Here is a 21,751-nt window from a genome sequence, read left to right on the forward strand (position 1 = left end):
ATGCTCGGACCGCGGACATGATTGGATTGCCGGCAGCCGCATGCGTGAATGTTGTAATGTGGTCGTCGTCGCCGGCCGGGCATGCATGGCCCGGCCATAGGCGCAAAAGCCAAGGACGTCTTGGCTCCGGATGTCAGAATGCGTGCTTGATGCCGGTGATCAGGCCGGTCTGCGACAGTCCGGCGCCGACGGAACCGCCGGCGGACAAGGCAACCGCAGCGGTGCCGCCATTGTTGATGCGGCCGACCGCCACATAGCCGGAGGTGCGTTTGGAGAAGTCATAGATTCCACGCAGCAGAAGCTGGGTGGAATCATTCGGGCTGTCACGATAGTCCAGCTTGGCGAGCTGGCCGTCGATCGTCACCTGGGGAGTCAGGCGGTATGCCGCGCCAACATAGTAGAGGTTGCTGCGCGGGGTGGTGGCGCTGCCTTCGTTGTTGCGCGCAACCACGCCTCCGCCCACTTTCCAGCTGGCGAACTTGGCGTAGCCTGCCACGTGCAGGCGGCTGTCGCTGCGGTCTGCGCTGTTGATGCCGCCGGAGGCGTTGGGACCGCCGTTCAGGCGGCCATAGGCTGCCACCGCGCCCCAGGACGGCGCGTCGTAGCGCAGCATGGTGGACCACTCGCGGCATTCACGGCTGTTGGTGGCGCTTTCGCCTGGGCAGTTTGTGCCCGCGGGGCCGCCCGCCGCGGAGGTGTCGCGTCCCAGGCTGTACGTCGCCCCGACGGTGAAGCCGTTGAACGTGCCCTTGTAGGCAATGGAGTTGTCGCTGCGGCCGTTGGGAATCGCCGCGTCCAGCGAGCCCAGTCCATACTGCGACGGTCCGAAGATGTCGACGTCGAAGGACGACAGGTAGATCATATTGTAGTTGCGGCCGAGGGTCAGCTGGCCGTAGGGGCTGGACAGGCCTACCCATGCCTGGCGGCCGAACAGGCGTCCGCCCTGGCCAAGGCTGCCGGTATCGGGCGTGAAGCCGTTTTCCAGCGTGAAGATGGCCGACATGCCGCCACCGAGGTCTTCGCTGCCCTTGAACCCGATGCGCGATGGGAACATGCCGCCGCCCAGGCTGGGCATGCGCCACAGGCTGTCGCCCGTCGCGTTGGAATTGGTGTAGTACTCGACCGCGGCATCCATGATGCCGTAGACGTTCACCGACGTCTGCGCGTTGGCGATCCCCATCAAGGACATCGCTGCCAGCGCAGCACCCGCGGCCAAGGCCTTTTTCGTTTTCATTGCTCTCTCCTCAAAAAAATCGGTACTGCGAACCGTCCGCACTTCGGAGTCCTGGGCCCGGGGCAAGCGCGTCCGCCGGGCAAGACTTCCCCCTGCCCGCATGCCGCAGGCAATCCTCGACGCGCGCGCCATTGCCGGCGCGCGTCCCGCGCAATTCGTGTTGGTTTTTGCCTATTTCCTGCCCTGCTCGCCGGAGCCGCCTTCCTTGTTCCACTCCGCCGTCCCCGGCTTGTTGCCGGCGACCGAATACAACGCGCCGGGCGCATTGCGCGTCTTGCGGAAATCGTCCAGCGATTCGCCGCGCATGGCGGCATAGATGTGAAGGTTGGATACCCCGACCACTGCCCCAAGCTTTTCGAGGAGGAAGAAGATCACGCCATAACGGATCATTGCCCGCCAGTCGCGCTGGCTGATCATCTGGCGCTCGGTCTCGTTTAGGCCGGCTTCCTCGTAGGTGGCTTCCGGATTCGACAGGAACCGCTCGCGGAACGCGGGGTCGACGAGCTGGTGCAGGTATTTGTTGACGCGGTAGGTGCGTGCGCTGACATCCAGGGTAAAGGGATAAGTGCCGGGCAACTCCTCGATGCCGGCGACCTGTTGCAGGATATGCGCCCGATGCTGCTCGTTGGCGCGCGCGGCGAGCGCGGGATCGGTGTTGGCCAGGTTTTCGTACAAGGCCACCGCGATGCCGGTCATTGAGGGCAGGTAGTACTGCCGGTGCAGGCAATTCATGCGGGAAGACATCGCCCCGCGCATGATCATCCACATCACCACCTCGGCGCTCTCCAGTCCGCCGAGCCTGGCGAGGTCGGCATGGGTCATGGCGAGGATCGCTTCCGGGTCGCTTTCGAACAGGTCGAGGAATTGCTGGTCCCATGGCGTGTTGTTGAAGCCGCAGCGCTCCCCATGGACCTGGTGCGACAGTCCGCCGGTGGCAACGATCACCACCTTCAGGTCTTCCGGATAGCTTTCGATGGCGCGGCGCAGCGCCTGGCCGAGCTTGTAGCAGCGGCGCGCCGAGGGCGCGGGGAACTGCAGCACGCCGACCTGCAAAGGCACCACCGTGCCGGGCCATTCCTTCTCGTGCGGCCACAGCATGGAAAGCGGCGAGAAGAAGCCGTGGTCGAGCGGCTTGTCCTGGAAGAAGGACATGTCGAATTCGTCGGCAACCAGCGAGCGCCCGATGTGATGTTCCAGTCCGGTATGGCCGTTGACCGGCGGAAGCTGGCGCGGGCCGCCGCCTTCGTCGGCCACTTCGTACTGCTTGCCGATGCCGAGCGCGAACGCCGAGTAATGATTGAAGAAGAACGAGGTGACGTGGTCGTTGTAGACCACCAGCATCACGTCCGGCTTCTTGTCTTCCAGCCACCGCTGCACCGGCTCGTAAGCCTTGAAGATGGGCGCCCATGCCGGGTCGTTCTGCTTGCCGGCATCCAGGGCGAAGCCGATGGTGGGAGTGTGCGACGATGCGATCGCGCCGATGATCCTTGCCATGATGTTTGATTCCTAAGCGACAATTGCCTGGCGGCGGCCAAGGCTGCTGATGATGATGGAGAGCGCGGCGATGGTGGCGGGAATCGCAAGAATGGCGATCACCGAGGCGAAGCCCCAGCCCATGGTGAGCAGCACGCCGCCGGCGAAGGAGCCGAAGATGCTGCCGAAGCGGCCCATGCCCTGCATCCAGCTTACCCCGGTTGCCCGCACCGCGGTCGGATAGCATTGCGGCGCGAAAGCGTTGAGACCGGTCTGCGCGCCGCTCATGCAGAAGCCGGCAAGCAGGACGTATGTCGCGAACATCGAGGACGTCACGCTGCCGGAAGACAGCATCAGGATGAAGGCCGCGCCGCCGACGTAGGCGGCAGAGATCACCTTGTTGGGCTTGACGCGGTCCATCAGGTAGCCCACGACCAGCGCGCCCACCGTGCCGCCGAGCTGGAACAGGGCGGTGATGCTGGCGGCGCGCTCGATCGGCAGGCCGGCGTCCTTGATGAGCGTCGGCAACCATCCGCTCAACAGGTAGATGACGAGCAGGCCCATGAAATAGGTGCTCCACAACGACAGCGTGGTCTTGCGATAAGCGGAAGATAGCAGCGTCACGACCGGCTGCCCGCTCTGGACGGACGGCTCGCTGACGACGAAGCTGGCGTTGGCGGGAACGTCGCCGCCGACCACGCGCCGCAGCGTGCGGCCGATGCGATCGGCGGAAAAGCGGCGCACGACCAGGAAGCGGACGGACTCCGGCACCAGCCAGAGATACAGCGGCAGGCAGGCCAGGGGAATGATGCCTCCAACCATCAGCACGGCACGCCAGCCGTGCTGCGGCAGCAGGGCAGCGGCGCCGAAGCCCACCAGCGCCGATCCGAGGTTGAAGCCGGTGAACATGATGGCCAGCAAGGTGCTGCGGGAGCGCTCGGGAACGTATTCGGAAAGCAGCGTGGTGGTGTTGGGCATGGCGGCGCCCAGGCCCAGGCCGGTGAGAAAACGGAACAGCGACAAGGTAAAGACATCGTTGGCGGTGGCGCTCAGCAAGCTGAATGCGCCGAACCAGGCAACGGCGCACATCAGCAGCGTCTTGCGTCCATAGCGGTCGGACAGGGGCCCGACCAGGATCGCGCCGATGGCGAGTCCGATGGGCGCGGCGCTCATGACCGCGCCGAAGGCGGCCTTGGTGATGCCCCACTCCTTGGTGATGTCGGGCGCCAGGAAGCCCATGATTGCCACATCCATGCCGTCGGTCGCGACGATGAGAAAGCACAAGATCAGCAAGAGCCATTGATAGCCGGACATTTTCCGGCCGTTGATGTACGCCCGGACGTCGAGCGTTTGCGCGGTATTCATTAAGTCTCCTCTTCAAGCACATGAATTGCGTGCTGCGCCGCGAAAGTCTTTCCGCGGTCGCCAGGGCGCCCTTTGGCGAATAATCAAGGGCTACTGGAAGCGCAGTGTACGATCTGCATGAAGAGGGTGTATTGCTTTTGGCTACCGCAGCGTTGCAATCTCCTTATCGGTCTTCGGTTTCCCGGAGGGCTTGCGGCGCGGGGAACGGCTTTGCGGCGCTGGAGCAGCAGGATGCGCGCCTCTGCGTTGAAGGTTCATAGAGTTGCGCGCCGCGCGCAGGAAAATCAGCGCGTCCACTCGGCGCAGATCTGCTCGATGAGCTCGAGCAGGGCGCGGCCGCCGGGGGAAAGATGGGCGCCCTTGCGGGTCATCACGCCGATGCGGCGATCCATGTCCATCTCGAAGGGCAGGACCGCAAGCTGCTTCGTCTGGATCTCGTAATGCAACTGGTGGGCGGACAGGACCGTCAGCATGTCGCTCGACACCAGCAGGCCGCGCAGCAGGGCGAGATCGCCGGTTTCGACCGCGGGCTCGGGACAGGATGTTCCGCGTTCGGTGAAGAAGCGCTCCAGCGCTTCCCGCAGCGGCGTGCCGGCGCGTGACAGCACCCAGGGATAGCCGGAGATGTCCGCCAGGCCGAGCGGACGTTGGCGGGCAAGGGGATGGCCGTTTCGGGCGATGAGCGCCACCTTGTCTTCGATGAGGGTACGCGACTCGACGCCCTGCCCGGCCCGCGTGCGCAGCGCGCCGACGATGAAATCGACCCTTCCGCTCAGCAGCCCGGCCATGAGTTCTTCGTAGGGGCTTTCGAGGGAACGGATTCTCAATTGCGGGTGCTTTTCCAGGATGGCGGAGATGGCCTTGGGCAGCAGCAGGGAGCGCGCCAGCGGCAAGGCGCCGATAGTCACCGTGCCCTTCAGCACGCCCGCCAGGGCGGCGATGTCGTCGGGAATGTTGCGCAGTTCCGCCAGCACCCGCTCGAAGCGCTCCGTCCAGCGCCGCCCCGCATCGGTTGGCACCATGCCGTGCGCGGTGCGCATGAAGAGAGGTTGCCCGAGCATGTCCTCGAGGCGGGAGACGGCCTGGCTCACGGCGGATTGCGACATGCCCATGGCATTGGCGACGCTGGGCATGTGATGCACTTCCGCCAGCAGCGCCGCTGCCTGGAGCCTGCTTTCGCTCAGCAAGGCTTCGATGCCGCCAACCTTGCCGCCATTGCGGTAGCGCGACGCCTCGTCGCGCACTTCCTGCAGTTCCGCTTCGATGCGCTCAGCGCGCAGGCGGACAACCTCGCCCGCGGCGGTCAGCAACATTCCCCGCCCCTTGCGTTCGAAAAGTTGAACGCCCAGGCTCTCCTCCAGCGCGCCGACGGAGCGCGCGACCGCCGACGAGGCGCGGTAGAGCGATTCGGAGGAACGGCGGATGCCGCCGGTGACCGCAACCACGTTGAACGCATGCAGGTGACGCAGACTGACCAGACCCATACCACTCCATCGGTGATCGGCGGCGCATGGGGCGGCCCCTTCGGGCATGCATTCTTGCGCCGCGGTAAGCAATAAGGAAATTAGAACAAAACCGCATGAACAAAGCAACCAAGGCCGAATGAAAGGCATGAATACTTGTTCACGTCTTTCGCAAGCAGGCTCTCTCATGACTACCGACATTCAATCCGACCTGCATGGCGTGCCATGCATCCTGATGCGGGGCGGCACCTCGCGCGGCCCCTTCTTCCTGGAATCGGACCTGCCCTCCGATCCCGGTGCGCGCGACCGTTTCCTGCTTGCGGCGATGGGATCGCCCGATCCGCGCCAGATCGACGGCCTGGGCGGCGCGCATCCGCTGACCAGCAAGGTGGGCATCGTTCGCCGCAGCACGACGCCCGGCGTGGATCTCGATTTCCTGTTTGCCCAGCTGCAGCCGGATTCCGACAAGGTCGACGTCACGCCCAACTGCGGCAACATGCTCGCGGCGGTACTGCCGTTCGCGCTGGAGCGGGGCATCTTCCCGACTGGCGACGGCACGACGACCGCGCGCATCCTCACGCTCAACACCGGCATGCAATGCGACGTGACGGTGCAGACGCCTGCCCGCCTCCTGCGCTACACCGGCAATGCCCGCATTGATGGCGTTCCCGGCACCGCGGCGCCGATCAGCATCAACTTCCTCGACACCGCCGGTTCTGTGTGCCCTTCCCTGTTGCCCAGCGGCCGCGTGCGCGACCGCGTCGAAGTGGAGGCGAAAGGCGTGCCGCCGTTCACCGCGGAAGCCACGCTGATCGACAACGGCATGCCGATGGTCCTGGTGCGCGCGGCGGATTTCGGCATCAGCGGCTACGAAGGCGCCGCCGAACTCAACGGCAACGATGAATTGCGAGGCAGGCTCGAGGCCGTGCGCCTTGCCGCCGGCCCGCTGATGGGCCTGGGCGACGTGAGGGCAAGGAACTACCCGAAGATGTGCCTGGTCGCGCCTGCGAAGGATGGCGGCAGCATCGCTACCCGCTGCTTCATCCCGCATGTCTGCCACGACGCCATCGGCGTGCTCGCCGCGGTCACGGTGGCGACGGCCTGCGTGCTGGAAGGATCGATTACCGCCGGCATCGCCAGCGTCGCGGCAGGCCTGGAAAAAACCATATCGGTCGAACATCCGACCGGCGAATTCAGCGTCGAGCTCGGACTCGACGCCTCGACCCCGCAACAAGTGACGCGCGCCGCCCTGCTGCGCACCGCCCGCCCCATCATGCGCGGCGAAGTCATGATTCCCGAAACGCTCTGGAGAGGATAAGCAACATGCGCAAGCCCCTGATCATCGATTGTCATGGCCACTACACCACGGCCCCCAAGGCCCTGGAAGACTGGCGCAACGATCAGATCGCGAACCTGAACACGCCAGCCCAAGGCCCGCGCGCATCCGACCTCAGGATCGGCGACGATGCGCTGCGCGAGTCGATCGAGAAGAACCAGCTCCGCCTGATGAATGAACGCGGCTCCAACCTGACGATCTTTTCGCCGCGCGCGTCGTTCATGGCGCATCACATCGGCAACTTCGAAACGAGCGCCACCTGGGCCGCGATCTGCAACGAGCTGTGTTACCGCGTCTCGCAGCTCTTTCCCGACAATTTCATCGGCGCCGCGATGCTGCCGCAGTCGCCGGGCGTGGATCCGCGCACCTGCATTCCGGAACTTGAACGATGCGTGAAGGAATACGGCATGGTCGGCATCAACCTGAATCCTGATCCTTCCGGCGGCCACTGGACTTCTCCTCCCCTATCCGACCGCCACTGGTATCCCATCTACGAAAAGATGGTGGAGTACGACATTCCGGCGATGATCCATGTCAGCACGAGCTGCAATGCCTGCTTCCACACCACCGGCGCGCACTACCTGAACGCCGACACCACCGCCTTCATGCAGTGCCTGGCCAGCGACCTGTTCAAGGACTTTCCGACGCTAAAGTTCCTGATCCCGCACGGCGGCGGCGCCGTGCCCTATCACTGGGGACGTTTCCGCGGCCTGGCGCAGGAAATAAAGAAGCCCTTGCTGGCGGAACACCTGCTCAACAACATCTTCTTCGACACCTGCGTGTACCACCAGCCGGGCATCGACCTGCTGACCAAGGTGATCCCGGTAAAGAACGTGTTGTTTGCATCCGAGATGATCGGCGCAGTGCGCGGCATCGACCCGGAGACCGGAAACTACTACGACGACACGAAGCGCTACATCGAGGCTGCCAGTCTCTCCGATGAAGACCGCTTCCAGATTTTCGAAGGCAATGCCCGGCGCGTCTTTCCGCGCCTGGACGCGGCCCTGAAGCAGAAAGGATATTGATCATGACAACTCCCCCGATAAACCAGCTCGGCGTCGTCAAGCGCAGCATCGTGCGTGCGGACAAAGCCGCGGTCGAGCAGCTCGGCAAGTTCGGCAGCGCCACGGTGCACGAGGCCATGGGCCGCGTCGGCCTGTTGAAGCCATACATGCGGCCCATCTATCCCGGCGCGCAAGTATCCGGCACCGCGGTCACGGTCCTGCTGCACCCCGGCGACAACTGGATGATGCACGTTGCGGCCGAGCAGATCCAGCCCGGCGACGTGGTGGTGGCTGCCATTACCGCCGAGTGCACCGACGGTTATTTCGGCGACCTGCTTGCCACCAGCTTCATGGCGCGCGGCGCGAAGGCATTGATCATTGATGCCGGCGTGCGCGACGTCCGGGTGCTCAAGGAAATGGGGTTTCCGGTGTGGAGCAAGACCGTCAGCGCCAAGGGAACGATCAAGGCCACGCTGGGGTCGGTCAATATCCCGGTGCTGTGCGCCGGCGCTTTGATCAATGCCGGAGACGCGATCGTTGCCGATGACGATGGCGTCGTCGTCGTGCCCGCCGCCGATGCGCAGCGCGTGGCCGGTATCGCGCAGAAGCGCGAAGACCTCGAAGGCGAGAAGCGGGCGAAGCTTGCCGCCGGCGTGCTGGGCCTGGACATGTACGACATGCGCGGCCCGCTCGAAGCGGCCGGCCTGAAATACATCGACTGAACTGCGCAGATTGGCGGAAAACATGGAAAACAATCCCGGGCAGTGGAAGGTCGGCCTGTTGGGCTATGGCGAAGTCGGCCGCATTCTGGCGGAAGACTTGCGCGCGCAAGGCATTACGGTCAGCGCGTTCGATGTCAAGCTGGGCAAGGCGGCCGGAGAGGCGCTGCAGGCGCATGCGGCGGCGCAGGGCGTGTCCTTGGCCTCCAGCGCGGCCGAACTCGCGGCCGGCGCCGACCTCGTGGTGTCGGCGGTGACGGCAAGCCAGGCAGTGACGGTTGCCCGGGAATGCGCCCCGGGAATGCGAGAGGCGGCCTTCTTTCTTGATTTTAATTCCGCGTCGCCGAACGCCAAGCGCGAGGCGGCGCAAGTCATTGCGGCCAGCGGCGGACGGTATGTCGAAGGCGCGGTGATGACCTCGGTGCCGCCCTATCGCCAGCGCGTGCCGCTCCTGCTCGGCGGACCCCACGCCGCCGCGCTGCATCCCCTGCTCAACGCGATCGGCTTCGCCAGCAAGGTAGCGTCGGAGGAAACGGGCGTCGCATCGGCAGTGAAGATGTGCCGCAGCGTGATGATCAAGGGCCTGGAAGCGATGGTGATCGAAAGCTTCACCACGGCCCGCGCATATGGCGTGGAAGATGCGGTAATCGCTTCCTTGCGGGAAACATTTCCCGGCATGGACTGGGAAAGGCAGGGAACCTACTTCTTCCAACGCGTGATCGAACATGGACGCCGGCGGGCGGAAGAAATGCGCGAGGTGGCGCGCACGGTGGAAGATGCCGGCCTCGCGCCGTGGTCGGCATCGGGCACGGCGCAACGCCAGGACTGGGTCGCGGATCTGTCGGATGAAGGTTTGTTCGGCCCACGTGCGGCAATTGGCAAGACCTTGGCGGACTGGCGCGACGCCTCGGACAAGATCCTTGCACGGACGAAGGAGAAGCAGGATCCGCAGGACTGACCCGTAGCATACGGCGGAGCGCCTGCTCCGCGCCTGCCCACTATATTGCGCAGAATCCTCGATCAAGATAACGCCTCCGCCTTGGAGGCGTTATCTTTTCTGGACGTTGCTTTGCCGGGCGCGACTTCAATCGATGCCGCGCATTTGCCTTCTTCGTTCCAAAACAAAAAGCGGGATTGCCGCATGGGCAATCCCGCTTCGACCGGAGGGCCGGTTCGTGCAAGCCGCTCAGGACGGCGTCGCTACGCCCTGCTGCTTCGGTGCATACGGCGTGTAGAAGATCGAACCGGGCCAGGACGGCGTGCGTACGTTATACAGGGGCGAGCCGCTGGTGTAGTTCGCGGCGTCATGCCAGTCGCCGTTTCCGGTATACCTAGCCACGGCCGGGTATGGATATACGGGACGCGATGCGGTCACCGTGCCCGCGGTATCCGTCCTGTAGGTGACGACCGATGCGGGCGCCGCGTCTTTCTCGACCCAGGCGGTGACCTGGCTGACGAGATCGATGTTCGCCAGTCCTTCGCCGCCGCCGCAGTGGCCCACGCCGGGAACGAGATACATGCGGCTGAACTGATCGACAACGGCCTGTCCCATCTGGTTCTGCATTGCCTCGTAATAAGCGATCGTATAGCGGGGAGAAATATGCTGGTCGGCGAGCCCGTGCCACAGGATCAGCTTGCCGCCGCCTTTCTGGAACGCGGACAGATCGGGATTCGTCGCGTCGTTCAGCAGATGATTCGCCGCCAGGTAGGTCGCGTAGAAATTGCTGTCGCTGTAGCCGAAGGTATCGATCGTCGGCATGGTTGGGCTGCCGGTAAAGATCAGGTTATAGGCGCCGGCAACGATGTTGTAGCTGAAGATGCCGGTGGTGACCGGAACGGGCGTTCCCGCCGCAGTGCCGGTGCCCGGGGCTTCCACGCCGGGCCAGTTGACTTCAGAACCCAGCAGCGGGCGGCCGGCCTGCATCGGCGCGCTCGTGCTGGCATCCGTCGGGCCGCCATAGATCTTCGACGCCGCGTCGACTTCGGCAGAAGTCAGGCACTTGCTGGTATCGGTTGCGCCAACCGGGCATTCGATGGATGCCGGATTGAAATTGCATGCGCGCGGATCGGAGATGAGGCCGTCCGGCGTGTCGGCACAAGCGGCCACCACGGCCTTGTGCAGCAGGGCGATCTTGTCCGGGTAAAGAATCGCGTTGCCGCTGCTGTTGCCCGTGGTGCTGTTGGCCACCACGCTCCAGCCGTGGAAGACGGAATTCTGGATCTGGAAGTGGGCCGCGGGCGCGCCGGCGACGATGCCGTTGTAGTCCGCCGGATAACGCTGCGCCGCCATCAAGGCTTCGCGGCCGCCATCGGAGCAGCCGATGAAGTAGGAGTACTTCTGCGCTTGTCCATAGTAGGCCTTGATCAGCTTCTTGGCCGCGAGCGTGGTGATGTGCTGGCCGCGGTATGCGAAGTCGGCCTGCTTCTGGATGTCTGTGGTCCAGTCCGTGCCGTTGCCCTGGTGGCCCATGTCGGTGGTGGCGGTCACGAAGCCGCCTTGCTGGACGAGCGGGCACTTGTAGCTGAAGCTGAAATTGGCCTGGCTCGTTGCGTCCCTGAGGCTGCCGCACAGGCCGCCGCAGCCAAGCGCGGCGAAGCGCTGCGTCCATGTACTGACCGGCAAGGCCACCTGGAAGTTGTTGGCGGGGGCCAGCACGCCTTTCACGTTGCAGTAGCTCACCGTGGTGCCATCGACCGTTGCCGTGCTCACGGTCGCGGAAGTGATCTTGCTGCCGGTGCCGCCGATGTCGCTGACATCGACCGATGCAAGCTGCGAGCAATCGACCGCGGCCTTGACGACGGTAAGCGCGGTTGCGGTACTGGTAACGGTAGAGTTGTCTGTGGCGCTGCCGGTGCCGGTTGTCGTGCTTCCACCGCCGCTGCAAGCGGCAATCAAAGTGGCACTGACGCACACGATGGAAAACGTGAGCAGGGATGCCGCACGTTGTTGAACCCGTGCGAACGCGCCGCGCGGACGAGAGTGTTTCATTTGGTCTCCTTCCAATTGTTGAAAATGCCAGGCCAGTATGGTCAATTGGATTTGGAGAGGGTTGCGTTTAACTATTCCGCTCGTTTCAATTTGCTTATTGACTGAACAACGGGGAAGCGGTGTCCTCGGCAAGTCGCGAAGGCGGATCATGATGAATGCGCGCCGCGGCTGATCGTCGCGCTCTGAGGAAAGACACTGACCAACTGCGGTATCGGACTGCCCGCAACGTGCCGGTCGAGATGGCGGCCCTAGCGGGCCGCCATCCTTCAATCCGTGCCGCAGCGCCCGATCAAGCGATGTGCACGGCCGCCTGCGCGCTGGCAGTCACCGACCCGACAATGCCGACTTCCGTCGCCGTGACCGACGCGATGTTCGTGAAGTCACCACTGTGGCACGCATAGTCCTTTGCCTGGTAATACCACGATTCGTTCGGGTCGAGGCTTCCGTTCTGGTTGGTGTCGCCGACGTGATATCCGTTCGCCATGACAGCAGTGGCGGTGAAATCATCGGCGGCGTTTTGAGGCGTTGCGTTGTCGTCGCGCACGACGACGTTGGTGAGCGCGACGGACCCGGTGTTGGTGACCTTGTAGGTATAAGTCACGAGATCATCGATCGTCCCGCTGGCGCTGCCGCTGCCGCTGCCAATGTTATTCGGGTTGAAGGGATTGTCCACCTGGGAGCTGACTTCTACCGTGCAGGCATCCGGACAGACATGAACGCCGCTGGTGCCGGAAGTCATGCTGAATTTCGTCGCCAGCGAATACCATCCTCCGACGAAGATTCCGTTGCTGAGCGGAGCAGTCGCGCCGACCCAGAGACCGGTCGAAGCATCATACGTCGTCGGCGCACCTGTGGTCAGCCAGTAGCCCGTAAAGAAGCCGCCGCCCGCCACGGCCTGCCCGCCGTCGATGGCTTTGATTTGCGACAATGCACCCGACAGCCCGGAGGGAGTGGAGCCGCCGCCCGATGCGTTGATGTCGCCGGCTGCATTGATGAAGCTGCCGGCCGTCAGCCCACCCAGAGGATTGATGCCGCCGCCGCTCTGGAACTTCACCTGTCCCTGGTAGCCATTCGCGGGGTTGGCATCGGTGTCCCAGCGAAGGATGAAGACGTCGCCGGCATCGCCCGTGATGTTGATCAGCTTCGATACCTGCAGGTCGGAGGTGACGTTGATGACGATGGTTTCGTTGACGCCATCCTGCGTATTCAGGCCGTTCAGCGCCGTCGAGGAAATGCTGGAGAAGTTATAGGCAGTGCCGTTGAAGGTCGAGGTGGGCGTAGCACCAAGGCCGTTGATCTGGTGGAGGGCATTCACGAGGTCGCCCTGCAATCCCGAAATCAGCGATGTCTGGTTGTATTGCGCGGAAGCCTGGCCTGCGTTCTGATTGACGATGCCCTGCCACGCGCCGAGCGTAGCATCGTTGGTGAAGATCGTGCCCGCGTACGGCACGCCTCCCGATGTGCGCTCGCTGGCGAGGATGCCATTCACCGCCACGTCGCCGACGAAGCCCTTGGTCGCGCCCTGCCAGTTCGCATCGGTGCTGCCATTGCCGAAGTAGAACAGGTACTCGGTCAATGCGCCCAGGTTGACTCCCGACGCCGGCTGCACGCCCGGCATGGCGGGATTGGCGTCGCTGCCGCTGCCGATGACGCCCGCCGGGCAATCGACGTGGTCGATGCGTACGGTCTTGTCCAGCGCGATGTTTCCCGAAGGGAGAAGTTCGCCAAAGTTGTTCTCGATGCTGTTGGTGCCGCTGGCAAGCGAGATCTGGCTGATGACGTCGTTGGTCGAGGTGTTCCCGCCTGCGCTGCCGGCGGTGTCCTTGCCGTCGAGGTAGCTGGCCGGCTGCGTCTCGACGACCTGGTAGGTGCCGGGCGCAAGATTATCGAAGTGGTAGTAGCCGTTGCCGTCGGTGGTTGTTGCGAGGGTGACCGCATTGCCGGCGCCATCGGTGCCGGTGAGCGTCAAGGTCACTCCGCCAATGCCGGGCTCGCTGTTGCGCACGCCATCGTTGCCCAGATCCTGGTAGACGTAGCCGGAAAGCTTGGCCGGAGTATAGACGCCGGCATCGAGGGTCGTGTTGTTTTCACCCTGCGCCAGGGTAGCGATTGGCGTCTTGCCGGTGGCCGGCGCGGCGTCGGAATCGATGAGGTCGTTGCCGTTGCCGCCCACGTCGGCCGTGGTGAAGACCGTGCCGGCGGGAATGTCGCCGAACACGACCTGGTATTGCTGGCCAGGCGTGAGGTTCGTGAATTGGTAGATGCCGTCGGCGCCGGTGGTGACGGTCTGGGTGGTATCGTCCGCCGTGCCGATGACGCCGTCGGCGCCGCCGCCGATCAGGGTCACGATGTGTCCCGGGATTCCAGCTTCCCCGGCATCCTGCTTGCCGTTGCCGTTGGCGTCGATCCACAGCCGGTCGCCGAGGCTCGCCGGCTGGAGTTCGCCAAAGTTGTTGCTCACGCCGTTGACGCCGACGCCCAGCGTGGCCAGGATGACGTCATTGGCGCCGCCGGGATTCGCCGTGCCTCCCTGGCTGCCCAGCGTTTCCTTGTTGTCGATGAAGCCTGCCGGCTGCGTCTCGATGATGGTGTAGGTGCCGGCCATCAGTCCGTCGAAGCTGTAGTGGCCGGAACTGTCGGTCACGGTGGTGCCGACCACGTTGCCGCTGCCATCCTTCAGCGTCAGCGTGACGTTGACCAGGCCCGCGTCGCCGGTACTGAAGCTGCCGCTGTTGTCCTTGTCGTGATACACCGTACCCGCGAGCGTGGATGCCTGCGTGTGGAGGATGAGGGGCTGGTAGTTGGGGCCGAGGTCGAGGATGACGCCCAGGGTCTGGCCCGCGGCGGGGACGAAGCCGTCATGGGCATCGGCCAATGTCACCAGGGAGTTGACGACGTTGCCATCGATGGCGCCGTCCTTCGTCAGGGACAACAAGGTGTATCCCGAATTCCATACCGAATCGTTGGTATAGCCCAGCAGGTGCCACATGGCGACCTGTCTTTCGCCGTAGTTGACGGTGGCGCCTACCTGGCTGCCGAGGGAGGCGGAGGACTGGTTGAGCAGCCAGTTGATCTCGTCCAGCTTCGAGGGATCGGACGAAGTGGCGCCGGTCGGAATGTAGGAAGGCAGCAGGTTGAGCTGGTAGCTCGAGTACAGCGTCGCGGTGTAGGTCGGCGACGCGATCGCGGGATTGTTGTTGAGTATGTTGGCTGCGTAGCCGCCCGTGATCGATACATTCGGGTTCATGCACCAGGCGTCATACCAGGTGTTGGCGTATCCGCCCAGGGAAGACCCCGTCATGTAGATATCGAAGTAGCTGCGCAGGCTCTCCTGCGAGTTTTGAGGCGTGATGGCGGGAACGGTGTCCCAAGGCCAGCCTCCGAGCTGATCGTCCGATGCGGCATTGACGCCGTAAGGATTGTAGATTTTGAACGTCCCTGTTGGTTGAGACATGGTGCTCCCTGGTTTTTATCGGAGCGCCTGGCAGCATGCCGCCGGAGTGCGTCGTTGCCAAAAAATCGGAAAGACATCGGCGAAAAATCGGCGCGGCTCGCCGCCGGAATGTTGTCAGGCGCTCGTGGTTTTCTTGTGTGCTCACCTGGACAGCATCCGCCCGCCAGAGCAGGATGCTTCAAAGCGTGGCGGCGCCGTCCCGGCGGGCGTAGTCAGCTGCCGGCTGCGGGGTTCCGGATCGCATCAGGCCGATCCGCATGCACCCTGCCCTGCGCGGCAGCTGCAACCCTGGCTTCTCTTACTTTCGCTTCCAGCGCGTGGCGAGCATGCCAACCAGGGCAATGCCCAGCAGCGCCAGGCTGTCCGGCTCGGGGACGGTGAAGACCGGGCCGGAATCGACTGCGAATGCGGCAGAGGACAGCGTGGCGAGGACGGAAAGGGCAATGACGGTACGCATGGTGAATCTCCTAGGTGCTGACATGAAAATTGACGAAGTTTTTCCTGACAAGGACCAGGTCCGCCGCTTCTGTTGAACGATGAAATGGCATCCCCGACTACGCGTCCTTGCAGCGGCGGTCTATAGCAATAGCCGGACCAGATTTCGTCCTTTTTTGTAAACATCTGATACACAAGGGATTTTTATGAGGAGCCGGAGGCGACTCTTTCCGCCGGGCTTGAAAGTGTAAAGATTCATGACACCAGGCATCGCACCGACCGGGGATTGCCGAGGCGCTTCGATGCATCCTTCGCATCGAGATCAAGTGTCAGTCGCGGGCGTTGGAAATAAGGTCGGGAGCCAGGGGCTTGTCGAGCAGATGAAACACAGCGATGACAGCCGCGGTGGCAGCAAGCAGGAAACCCGGCCCGAGCAGCCAGAAGACCATGGGCACCGTCATGAAGATGGCCCGCATGCCCAGCGTGTACAGGTTTCCCGCCTGGTTAAGCCGGTATGCGATCCGCTCGGGAGCCAGCACGCCCGTCGCGTCTTCCACGCGAAGGCCGATCATGAACACGACATGGTTGAGATTGCGTATCACCATGGCAAAGGAGAAGAATGCCAGGGTCAGCATGGCCAGCAGGCCCGCTATCTTGGCCGTCCACCAGGGATCGGGCAGGTCATGCAGGCGCAAGCCGGTATTCAGCCCGAACCGGCCGGCCTGCACCGACAAGGTCAGCGTTCCCATGATCAGGATTGCCGCGGTCGACGCCTTGAAGGTGGCCGCCATGACGTAGTTGCGCAAGGTCTGCACCGCCATGACGTCCTTCCCCTTGTCATGCATGACATTCTTCACCCACAGCAGGCGCGCATGGCGGCTGATGCCTTGCACCGTGGCCGCCGAGTCGCGCCGCAAGCTCGCGAACGCACGCACCGCATAGGCGGCGACCATGAGCGCGCTGGCCAGCAGCGCGAGCGCATCACGGCTCATGGCGGCGGAACTTCATGCGGCAGAGGCCTCGGCAACCGGCGGGCACAGCCTGCGGCCCGATCGTTGCGGATTCATCGTGGCCAGCGCAACCAGGCCGCCGGCGGTCAGCAGCAGGCCGCCGACGAAAAAGCCGTGCTCGTATCCGCGCCCGCCCTGGCTGCCCGACATCTGGATGAGCCACCCCATGATGACCGGCGCCGCAAGCCCGGAGGCCGACGCCACGGCATTGCCGATCGCCAGCATGCCGCCGCGCTGGGAACGCGGCACGATTTCGCCAAGCACGGCGGGACCGACGGAATTCATCACCAGCGTCATGCCGCCCGCAATGGCGAGCGTGATGAATTTCTGGAGATTGCCCATGTCGACGAGGCTGAGCGCGCAATGCAGGACGCCGGCCACGATCAGCGCAACGCCGATGAAGGCGCCGCGCGCCAGGCGAGAGGGGACGCCCTTCGACATCAAGTGCTGCGACAGCCATGCAAGGCCTAGACTCACCGGCGCGGTGATCATGATGAACAGCGCAAACATGCGGCCGGCCTCGATGGGCTGGTAACCCAATCCCTTCTGCAGGTAGGCGCTGAGCCAGGTGAGCGAGGCGGCAAGGACCCAGTGGGTCACGAAGTGGGCGACGAAGTTGCCGATGACGGTGGGGTCGCTCAGCAGGCGACGGTAGGGTATGCGCTCTTCGGCGCGCGCAGGCTCGAGCGTCGATTCTTCCACCTGCCCTTCCTCGCCGAACAGGAACCAGATGACGCACCATGCCAGCCCCACCGCGGCAAGCAGGTAGAAGTTGGCGCGCCAGCCCCAGTGCAGGGTGACGAAGGGAATGACGAGTCCCGCGAGCAGGAGGCCGGCGGAACTGCCCTGATGCAGCAATGCCACCGGCAGGCTGCGCTTGGTGTTGGGAAACCACTTGTACAAGGCATGCGTCGCCACGGGCGAGGCCGGTCCCTCGGTCACGCCCAGCAACGCCCGGCAAAGGATGAAGGTAAGGAAGGACGCCGACGCGGCAAGCGGCAGTTGCAGCACGGCCCAGACAACCGCGATGACCAGCAGCACCCGGCTGGCCGGCACGCGGTTGGAAACGAAGCCGCCGATCAGCGCGCCGATGGCAAACAGCCAGTAGAAGCTGCCGCCGATGATGCCGAATTCGGTTGGCGTGAGATGCAGTTCCTGCATCATCGGAACCGCAACCAGGCCGATGACGACCTTGTCGAGGAAGTTGGTCAGCATCATGGCGGCGAGCATGCCGGCCATGGCCCACGCGCGCAGCGGTTGGTAAGACGACGGTTGGGGTGAGTGAAGCTTGGTGTTGCGCATTCCTGTCTCCTGGACGATCTCCGCCCTGCATCACGATTGGAGCCCGCTTGCCGTCTGGCGCGCCAATGCGGGCACGTTGTTTGAAGCCGGCCGGGAATCAGCCTTGGAGGATTTCCTTCGCGATCGTGTTGCGCTGGATTTCGCTGGTTCCGGTAAGGATACGCATCATCCGCAGCTTGCGGAAAGTGATTTCCACCGGATGGTTATGCGTCACGCCGACGTTGCCGTGGATCTGCACCGCCTTGTCGGCGATCTCGAAGCAGCGCTCGGAAATGAACAGCTTGCAGGCGGAAGCTTCCATGCGCAGCTCTTCTCCGAGGTCGGCTTTCATCGCGGCGTGCAGCATCATGCTCTCGCAGGCGAAGAGGCTCGATGCCATGTCGGCAAGCATGTGCTGTATGGCCTGGAAGCGGGCGATCGGTCCGCCGAACTGCTGCCGCGTGCGGGCATAGTCGAGCGACATCTTGTACACCATGCGCGCGGCGCCGATCATGGTCGCCGTATGCAGCAGGCGGTTGAAACTGACGCGCGCCATGCCCAGCCGCAGACCGTTGCCGAACCCGCCGATGACGTTGGCCACCGGCACCCGCACGTTGTCGAAGATGATGTCGGCGTCCATGTGCTGCCCGGACATCGGCACGCAGCTTTCGTCCACGCGCACGCCGCGCGCATTGAGGTCCACGAAGACGGCGGAAATGCCCTTGGGACCGGCCTCCGGGTCGGTCACGCAGATCACGATGGCGATGTCCGCGAACGGGCTGCCGGTGATGAAGTGCTTGTGGCCGTTGATGACCAGTTCGTCCCCGTCGCGTACCGCGCTGGTCTTGATGCTCGCGGCATCCGATCCGGAATGGGGTTCGGTCATGGCGAAGCAGATGCCCTTGTCTCCATGCATGACCGGCTTGAAGAAGCGCTCGACCTGGTCGGGCGTGGCGAAGCGCATCAGGCTGCCGATGCGCGGCGGGCCGCTGAGTTCGCCCAGCACATGCAGGGCGAGCAAGGCGCCGCTCTCGGCGATCTCCGCCTTCAGCAGGCAAAGTTCCACGGTCGACAAGCCGGGTCCGCCGAGCTCCTCGGGCATGGCCGCGGTGAGCAGGCCCAGCTCGCAGGAGCGCTTCCAGACCTGGCCCAGCAGCGGTCGCGGCCATGGATCTTCCGGCCCGAGGCGGGCTTCGCGTTCCAGCGGTATCAGTTCTTCCCGGATGAAGCGCATCGCGCGCTCGCGGATGTCGTCGTAGACAGGGGTGGTCAGGTGTCTCATGTCATTCCTCGTGTTCCGCCTGGCATGCTCGCAGCGATGCCAGGCGCATGTTGGGGGGGCGCCGCCCGGTCAGTTCACCATGCGTTCCTGGCCTGCCCAGTAAGGCTGCCGCACTTCCTTGCGCGCCATCTTGCCGTTCGCGTTCTTCGGCAGGGCCGCGACGAAGTCGATGCTGCGCGGCGCCTTGTAATCCGCCAGCAGGGTGCGGCAATGCGAGATCAGGTCAGGCTCCCGCGCCTCGGCCCCGGGACGCGGCACGACCAGCGCCTTCACGGCTTCGCCCCAGCGTTCGTCGGGCACGCCGATCACGCATGCCTCGTAGACGGCGGGATGCTGGTAGAGCGCGGCCTCGACTTCCGTGGGATAGACGTTGAAGCCGCCCGACACCACCATGTCCTTCATGCGATCGACGATGTAAATGAAGCCGTGCTCGTCCATGCGCGCCAGGTCGCCGGTGCGCAGCCAGCCGTCCACCAGAACCTCGGCGCTCAGGCCGGGTTCGCCCCAATATCCCTTGAACACATCGTCGCCGCGGACGACGATTTCGCCGATGTCATCGCCACGGACGTCTTCGCCGCGCGCATCGACCACCCGGACTTCCGACTCGCCGTAGGAACGTCCGCAGGAGGCGAGGCGATCCGGCGCATTGCGCAAGGCCTCGGCATGGTCGCGCGTGGTCAGCGTGCAGATCGCGGAGGTCGATTCGCTGAGCCCGTAGCCCTGCGCCAGCACCGGGCCGATGCGATCCCAGGCTTCGCGGATGCGCGCGGGAGCCATCGGGGCGGCGCCATAGGTGAGCTGGCGCAGGCTCGACAGATCGCGCTTGCCGAGCGTCGGATCCTGCAGCAGTGCATTGATCATCGCGGGCACCATGAAGGAATGCGTGATGCGGAACTGCTCGACGGCGGCCAGGAATTCCGCCGGGTCGAACCTCTCGAAGAGATGCAGCGTGGCGCCGGCGTACAGGAAAGGCTGCATCAGCATGCCGCTGGCATGGGTGACCGGCCCGAGCAGGGCGATGCGGTCGCCCGGACGCGGCGCGCCTTCGTTGCGGAACAGCACCTTCCGGATGCAGGCCATGCGATTGCCGAAGGTCTGCATGGCCGCCTTGATCTTGCCCGTCGACCCCGATGAAAAATGCAGGACGGCAAGGTCGTCCGCCGATACTGCAACGTTCACCGCGCTGGCAGGCGCGGCGGCGATCAGGCCTTCGTAGTCGAGCATGCCTTCGCCGGTGCCATCCATGCTGATGAAATGCCCGACCGATTCGAGGCCCTGCATTCCTTTCCGGTAATGCGTGAAGCCGGGGCCGGCAACGAAAGCCTTGGGGGCGGCGTTGGAAACCACGTCCATCGCTTCGGCGGGCGTGAACCGAGCGTTGAGCGCGGCCTTGACGAGGCCCGCCTTGAGCAAGGCCGTTTCCAGTTCCACCAGCTGCGTACAGTTTCGCGCCTGCAACGCCACGCGGTCCCCTTTCCTGAGGCCGAGTTCGATCAGGGCGTTGGCGAGGCGGTTGCTGCGTTCGTCGAGTTGCGCGAAGGTCACGCTCCGGGCGCCGCAAACGACGGCCGGCTGTTGCGGCCAGTAGCGCGCGCCGCGGCGGATATGCCTGCAGATATCCATTGTCTGTCCTCCAGGATCCAGGTTGGTTGGGTCTTTGTTCTGGCGTCAGTGTCGGCGCGGCACGCGATTCACACAATGCACCAAATGGTTTAACCTGATAAAAAGAAGTTATGGCCTTGATGGCAATCCATCCCTGACGAGGACACAGTAGACCGGCAATGAATCTCAACGACATCGATTACCTGGAAGCCGTCGCGGAGCACCGCAGCGTGGGACGGGCCGCCGAGGCGCTCGGCCTCAGCCAGCCGGCGCTGACGAAGGCGATCGCACGGCTGGAGGCGCTCGCCGGCATGCCGCTGTTCGAACGCCATCCCAAGGGCGTCATGCTGACCGCTGCCGGCGAAGCGTTCCTGCTGCGGGCGCATCGCATCCGCATCGAGTTCGACGATGCCATGCGCGAGATGCACCAGATGAAGACCGGAGAACTCGGCTTGCTGCGGGTCGGCTTCAGCCCGAGCCTGGACAACGACAAGGTCATGTCGGTCATTCGCCGCCTGCTGGTCGAGCGCCCTGCGGCACGTCTTTACCTTGTCGAAAAGCTGATGCAATACCTTCTCGAGATGCTGGTCGAAGGCGACCTCGACCTGGTCATCGCGCCTTCGCCGCGTCCCGCCGTCGCCGACCTGGAAGTGATCGATTTGTACGACGACAATCTTTACGTCATCGCCGACCTCGAACACCCCTTGCATCGCCGGACGACCCTCGACCTGGACGACCTGGGGGCGCAGCCCTGGCTGCTGCCGGCGCGCGATACGCGCTTGAGGACGGAGATGGAAGCGCTATTCCAGAAGGCCGGCCTGCCCGCGCTGAACGTCCGCGTGGAGACCACCGCCACCACCATGAACAGCGCGCGCCTTATCTGCGGCACGTCCATGCTCGGCCTTGGCAGCGCGTGGTCGCTGGAACCGCTGCGCCGCCTCGGACTCGGACCCCTGCCCGTCAACCTTCCCGCCTTGCAGCGCAAAATCGCCCTGCTGATGCGCAAGCATGCCTACCAATCGCCGCTGGCGCTGCGCCTGTCCCAATTGCTGACCGAAGAACTGACACCGGCAGAAACCAGGCTACGAAAATCGACATAAGCGC

The 21,751-nt window shown here is 64.1% G+C and carries 16 protein-coding genes; 5 read left to right on the plus strand and 11 right to left on the minus strand.

The window, feature by feature from the left end; all coding sequences use genetic code 11:
* Nucleotides 1–133: 133 nt before the first annotated feature.
* The 4 genes from G3574_RS17985 to G3574_RS18000 form a co-directional block, all read right to left on the minus strand.
* Nucleotides 134–1,234 carry a porin gene (locus G3574_RS17985; RefSeq protein ID WP_163966212.1) on the minus strand — a complete coding sequence of 367 codons (1,101 nt, stop codon included), beginning with the start codon at nt 1,232–1,234 and terminating at the stop codon, nt 134–136.
* Nucleotides 1,235–1,405: 171 nt separating this feature from the next.
* On the minus strand, nt 1,406–2,728 hold the full coding sequence (locus G3574_RS17990) for a gallate dioxygenase (protein ID WP_163966215.1): 1,323 nt from the start codon (nt 2,726–2,728) through the stop codon (nt 1,406–1,408).
* Nucleotides 2,729–2,740: 12 nt separating this feature from the next.
* Nucleotides 2,741–4,072, minus strand: coding sequence for an MFS transporter (locus G3574_RS17995; RefSeq protein ID WP_163966217.1), 1,332 nt, complete (start codon nt 4,070–4,072; stop codon nt 2,741–2,743).
* Between the two features lie 284 nt (nt 4,073–4,356).
* Nucleotides 4,357–5,556, minus strand: coding sequence for a LysR family transcriptional regulator (locus G3574_RS18000; protein WP_163966219.1), 1,200 nt, complete (start codon nt 5,554–5,556; stop codon nt 4,357–4,359).
* Between the two features lie 166 nt (nt 5,557–5,722).
* Between G3574_RS18000 and G3574_RS18005 the strand changes: the two genes are divergently transcribed.
* From G3574_RS18005 to G3574_RS18020, 4 genes are read left to right on the plus strand one after another with little or no spacing between them, the layout of a single operon-like run.
* Nucleotides 5,723–6,853, plus strand: coding sequence for a 4-oxalomesaconate tautomerase (locus tag G3574_RS18005; RefSeq protein WP_163966222.1), 1,131 nt, complete (start codon nt 5,723–5,725; stop codon nt 6,851–6,853).
* A gap of 17 nt (nt 6,854–6,870) precedes the next feature.
* Nucleotides 6,871–7,896 (plus strand): amidohydrolase family protein, encoded by a 1,026-nt coding sequence (locus G3574_RS18010; protein ID WP_163966294.1) that lies wholly within the window; start codon nt 6,871–6,873, stop codon nt 7,894–7,896.
* A gap of 17 nt (nt 7,897–7,913) precedes the next feature.
* Entirely contained in the window at nt 7,914–8,597 is a 684-nt protein-coding gene (gene ligK / locus G3574_RS18015; protein ID WP_163966295.1) for a 4-carboxy-4-hydroxy-2-oxoadipate aldolase/oxaloacetate decarboxylase, read from the plus strand.
* A gap of 22 nt (nt 8,598–8,619) precedes the next feature.
* Nucleotides 8,620–9,552, plus strand: a complete 933-nt coding sequence (locus tag G3574_RS18020) for a DUF1932 domain-containing protein (protein ID WP_163966223.1) — start codon at nt 8,620–8,622, stop codon at nt 9,550–9,552.
* 228 nt (nt 9,553–9,780) lie between these two features.
* On the opposite strand, the gene G3574_RS18025 is transcribed toward G3574_RS18020, so the two are convergent.
* The 7 genes from G3574_RS18025 to G3574_RS18055 form a co-directional block, all read right to left on the minus strand.
* A complete protein-coding gene (locus G3574_RS18025) occupies nt 9,781–11,583 on the minus strand; it encodes a tannase/feruloyl esterase family alpha/beta hydrolase (RefSeq protein ID WP_163966225.1) in 1,803 nt (600 codons plus the stop codon).
* 289 nt (nt 11,584–11,872) lie between these two features.
* Nucleotides 11,873–15,037 carry an SdrD B-like domain-containing protein gene (locus G3574_RS18030; RefSeq protein WP_163966227.1) on the minus strand — a complete coding sequence of 1,055 codons (3,165 nt, stop codon included), beginning with the start codon at nt 15,035–15,037 and terminating at the stop codon, nt 11,873–11,875.
* Nucleotides 15,038–15,335: 298 nt separating this feature from the next.
* Nucleotides 15,336–15,494 carry a PEP-CTERM sorting domain-containing protein gene (locus G3574_RS18035; protein ID WP_163966229.1) on the minus strand — a complete coding sequence of 53 codons (159 nt, stop codon included), beginning with the start codon at nt 15,492–15,494 and terminating at the stop codon, nt 15,336–15,338.
* A 307-nt stretch (nt 15,495–15,801) separates the two neighbouring features.
* Nucleotides 15,802–16,464, minus strand: a complete 663-nt coding sequence (locus G3574_RS18040) for a DUF599 domain-containing protein (protein WP_163966232.1) — start codon at nt 16,462–16,464, stop codon at nt 15,802–15,804.
* A 12-nt stretch (nt 16,465–16,476) separates the two neighbouring features.
* Nucleotides 16,477–17,784, minus strand: a complete 1,308-nt coding sequence (locus G3574_RS18045) for an MFS transporter (protein ID WP_163966234.1) — start codon at nt 17,782–17,784, stop codon at nt 16,477–16,479.
* A 97-nt stretch (nt 17,785–17,881) separates the two neighbouring features.
* Entirely contained in the window at nt 17,882–19,045 is a 1,164-nt protein-coding gene (locus G3574_RS18050; protein WP_163966237.1) for an acyl-CoA dehydrogenase family protein, read from the minus strand.
* A 69-nt stretch (nt 19,046–19,114) separates the two neighbouring features.
* Nucleotides 19,115–20,668: an AMP-binding protein gene (locus tag G3574_RS18055; protein WP_163966240.1), complete on the minus strand. Its 1,554-nt coding sequence runs from the start codon at nt 20,666–20,668 to the stop codon at nt 19,115–19,117.
* 158 nt (nt 20,669–20,826) lie between these two features.
* On the opposite strand from G3574_RS18055, the gene G3574_RS18060 reads away from it, so the two are divergent.
* Entirely contained in the window at nt 20,827–21,747 is a 921-nt protein-coding gene (locus G3574_RS18060) for a LysR family transcriptional regulator (RefSeq protein WP_163966242.1), read from the plus strand.
* Nucleotides 21,748–21,751 lie beyond the last annotated feature (4 nt).

It is taken from the genome of Noviherbaspirillum galbum (assembly GCF_010974945.1).
Classification (GTDB): Bacteria; Pseudomonadota; Gammaproteobacteria; order Burkholderiales; family Burkholderiaceae_D; genus Noviherbaspirillum; species Noviherbaspirillum galbum.

What these genes read in the sequence shown, in the direction of transcription:
- G3574_RS18055 (WP_163966240.1), bottom strand. Translation starts at nt 20,668, where the DNA reads ATGGATATCTGCAGGCATATCCGCCGCGGCGCGCGCTACTGGCCGCAA.
- G3574_RS18035 (WP_163966229.1), bottom strand. Translation starts at nt 15,494, where the DNA reads ATGCGTACCGTCATTGCCCTTTCCGTCCTCGCCACGCTGTCCTCTGCC.
- G3574_RS18040 (WP_163966232.1), bottom strand. Translation starts at nt 16,464, where the DNA reads ATGAGCCGTGATGCGCTCGCGCTGCTGGCCAGCGCGCTCATGGTCGCC.
- G3574_RS18020 (WP_163966223.1), top strand. Translation starts at nt 8,620, where the DNA reads ATGGAAAACAATCCCGGGCAGTGGAAGGTCGGCCTGTTGGGCTATGGC.
- G3574_RS18000 (WP_163966219.1), bottom strand. Translation starts at nt 5,556, where the DNA reads ATGGGTCTGGTCAGTCTGCGTCACCTGCATGCGTTCAACGTGGTTGCG.
- G3574_RS18005 (WP_163966222.1), top strand. Translation starts at nt 5,723, where the DNA reads ATGACTACCGACATTCAATCCGACCTGCATGGCGTGCCATGCATCCTG.
- G3574_RS17990 (WP_163966215.1), bottom strand. Translation starts at nt 2,728, where the DNA reads ATGGCAAGGATCATCGGCGCGATCGCATCGTCGCACACTCCCACCATC.
- G3574_RS18060 (WP_163966242.1), top strand. Translation starts at nt 20,827, where the DNA reads ATGAATCTCAACGACATCGATTACCTGGAAGCCGTCGCGGAGCACCGC.
- G3574_RS17985 (WP_163966212.1), bottom strand. Translation starts at nt 1,234, where the DNA reads ATGAAAACGAAAAAGGCCTTGGCCGCGGGTGCTGCGCTGGCAGCGATG.
- G3574_RS18050 (WP_163966237.1), bottom strand. Translation starts at nt 19,045, where the DNA reads ATGAGACACCTGACCACCCCTGTCTACGACGACATCCGCGAGCGCGCG.
- G3574_RS18025 (WP_163966225.1), bottom strand. Translation starts at nt 11,583, where the DNA reads ATGAAACACTCTCGTCCGCGCGGCGCGTTCGCACGGGTTCAACAACGT.
- G3574_RS18045 (WP_163966234.1), bottom strand. Translation starts at nt 17,784, where the DNA reads ATGCGCAACACCAAGCTTCACTCACCCCAACCGTCGTCTTACCAACCG.
- G3574_RS17995 (WP_163966217.1), bottom strand. Translation starts at nt 4,072, where the DNA reads ATGAATACCGCGCAAACGCTCGACGTCCGGGCGTACATCAACGGCCGG.
- G3574_RS18030 (WP_163966227.1), bottom strand. Translation starts at nt 15,037, where the DNA reads ATGTCTCAACCAACAGGGACGTTCAAAATCTACAATCCTTACGGCGTC.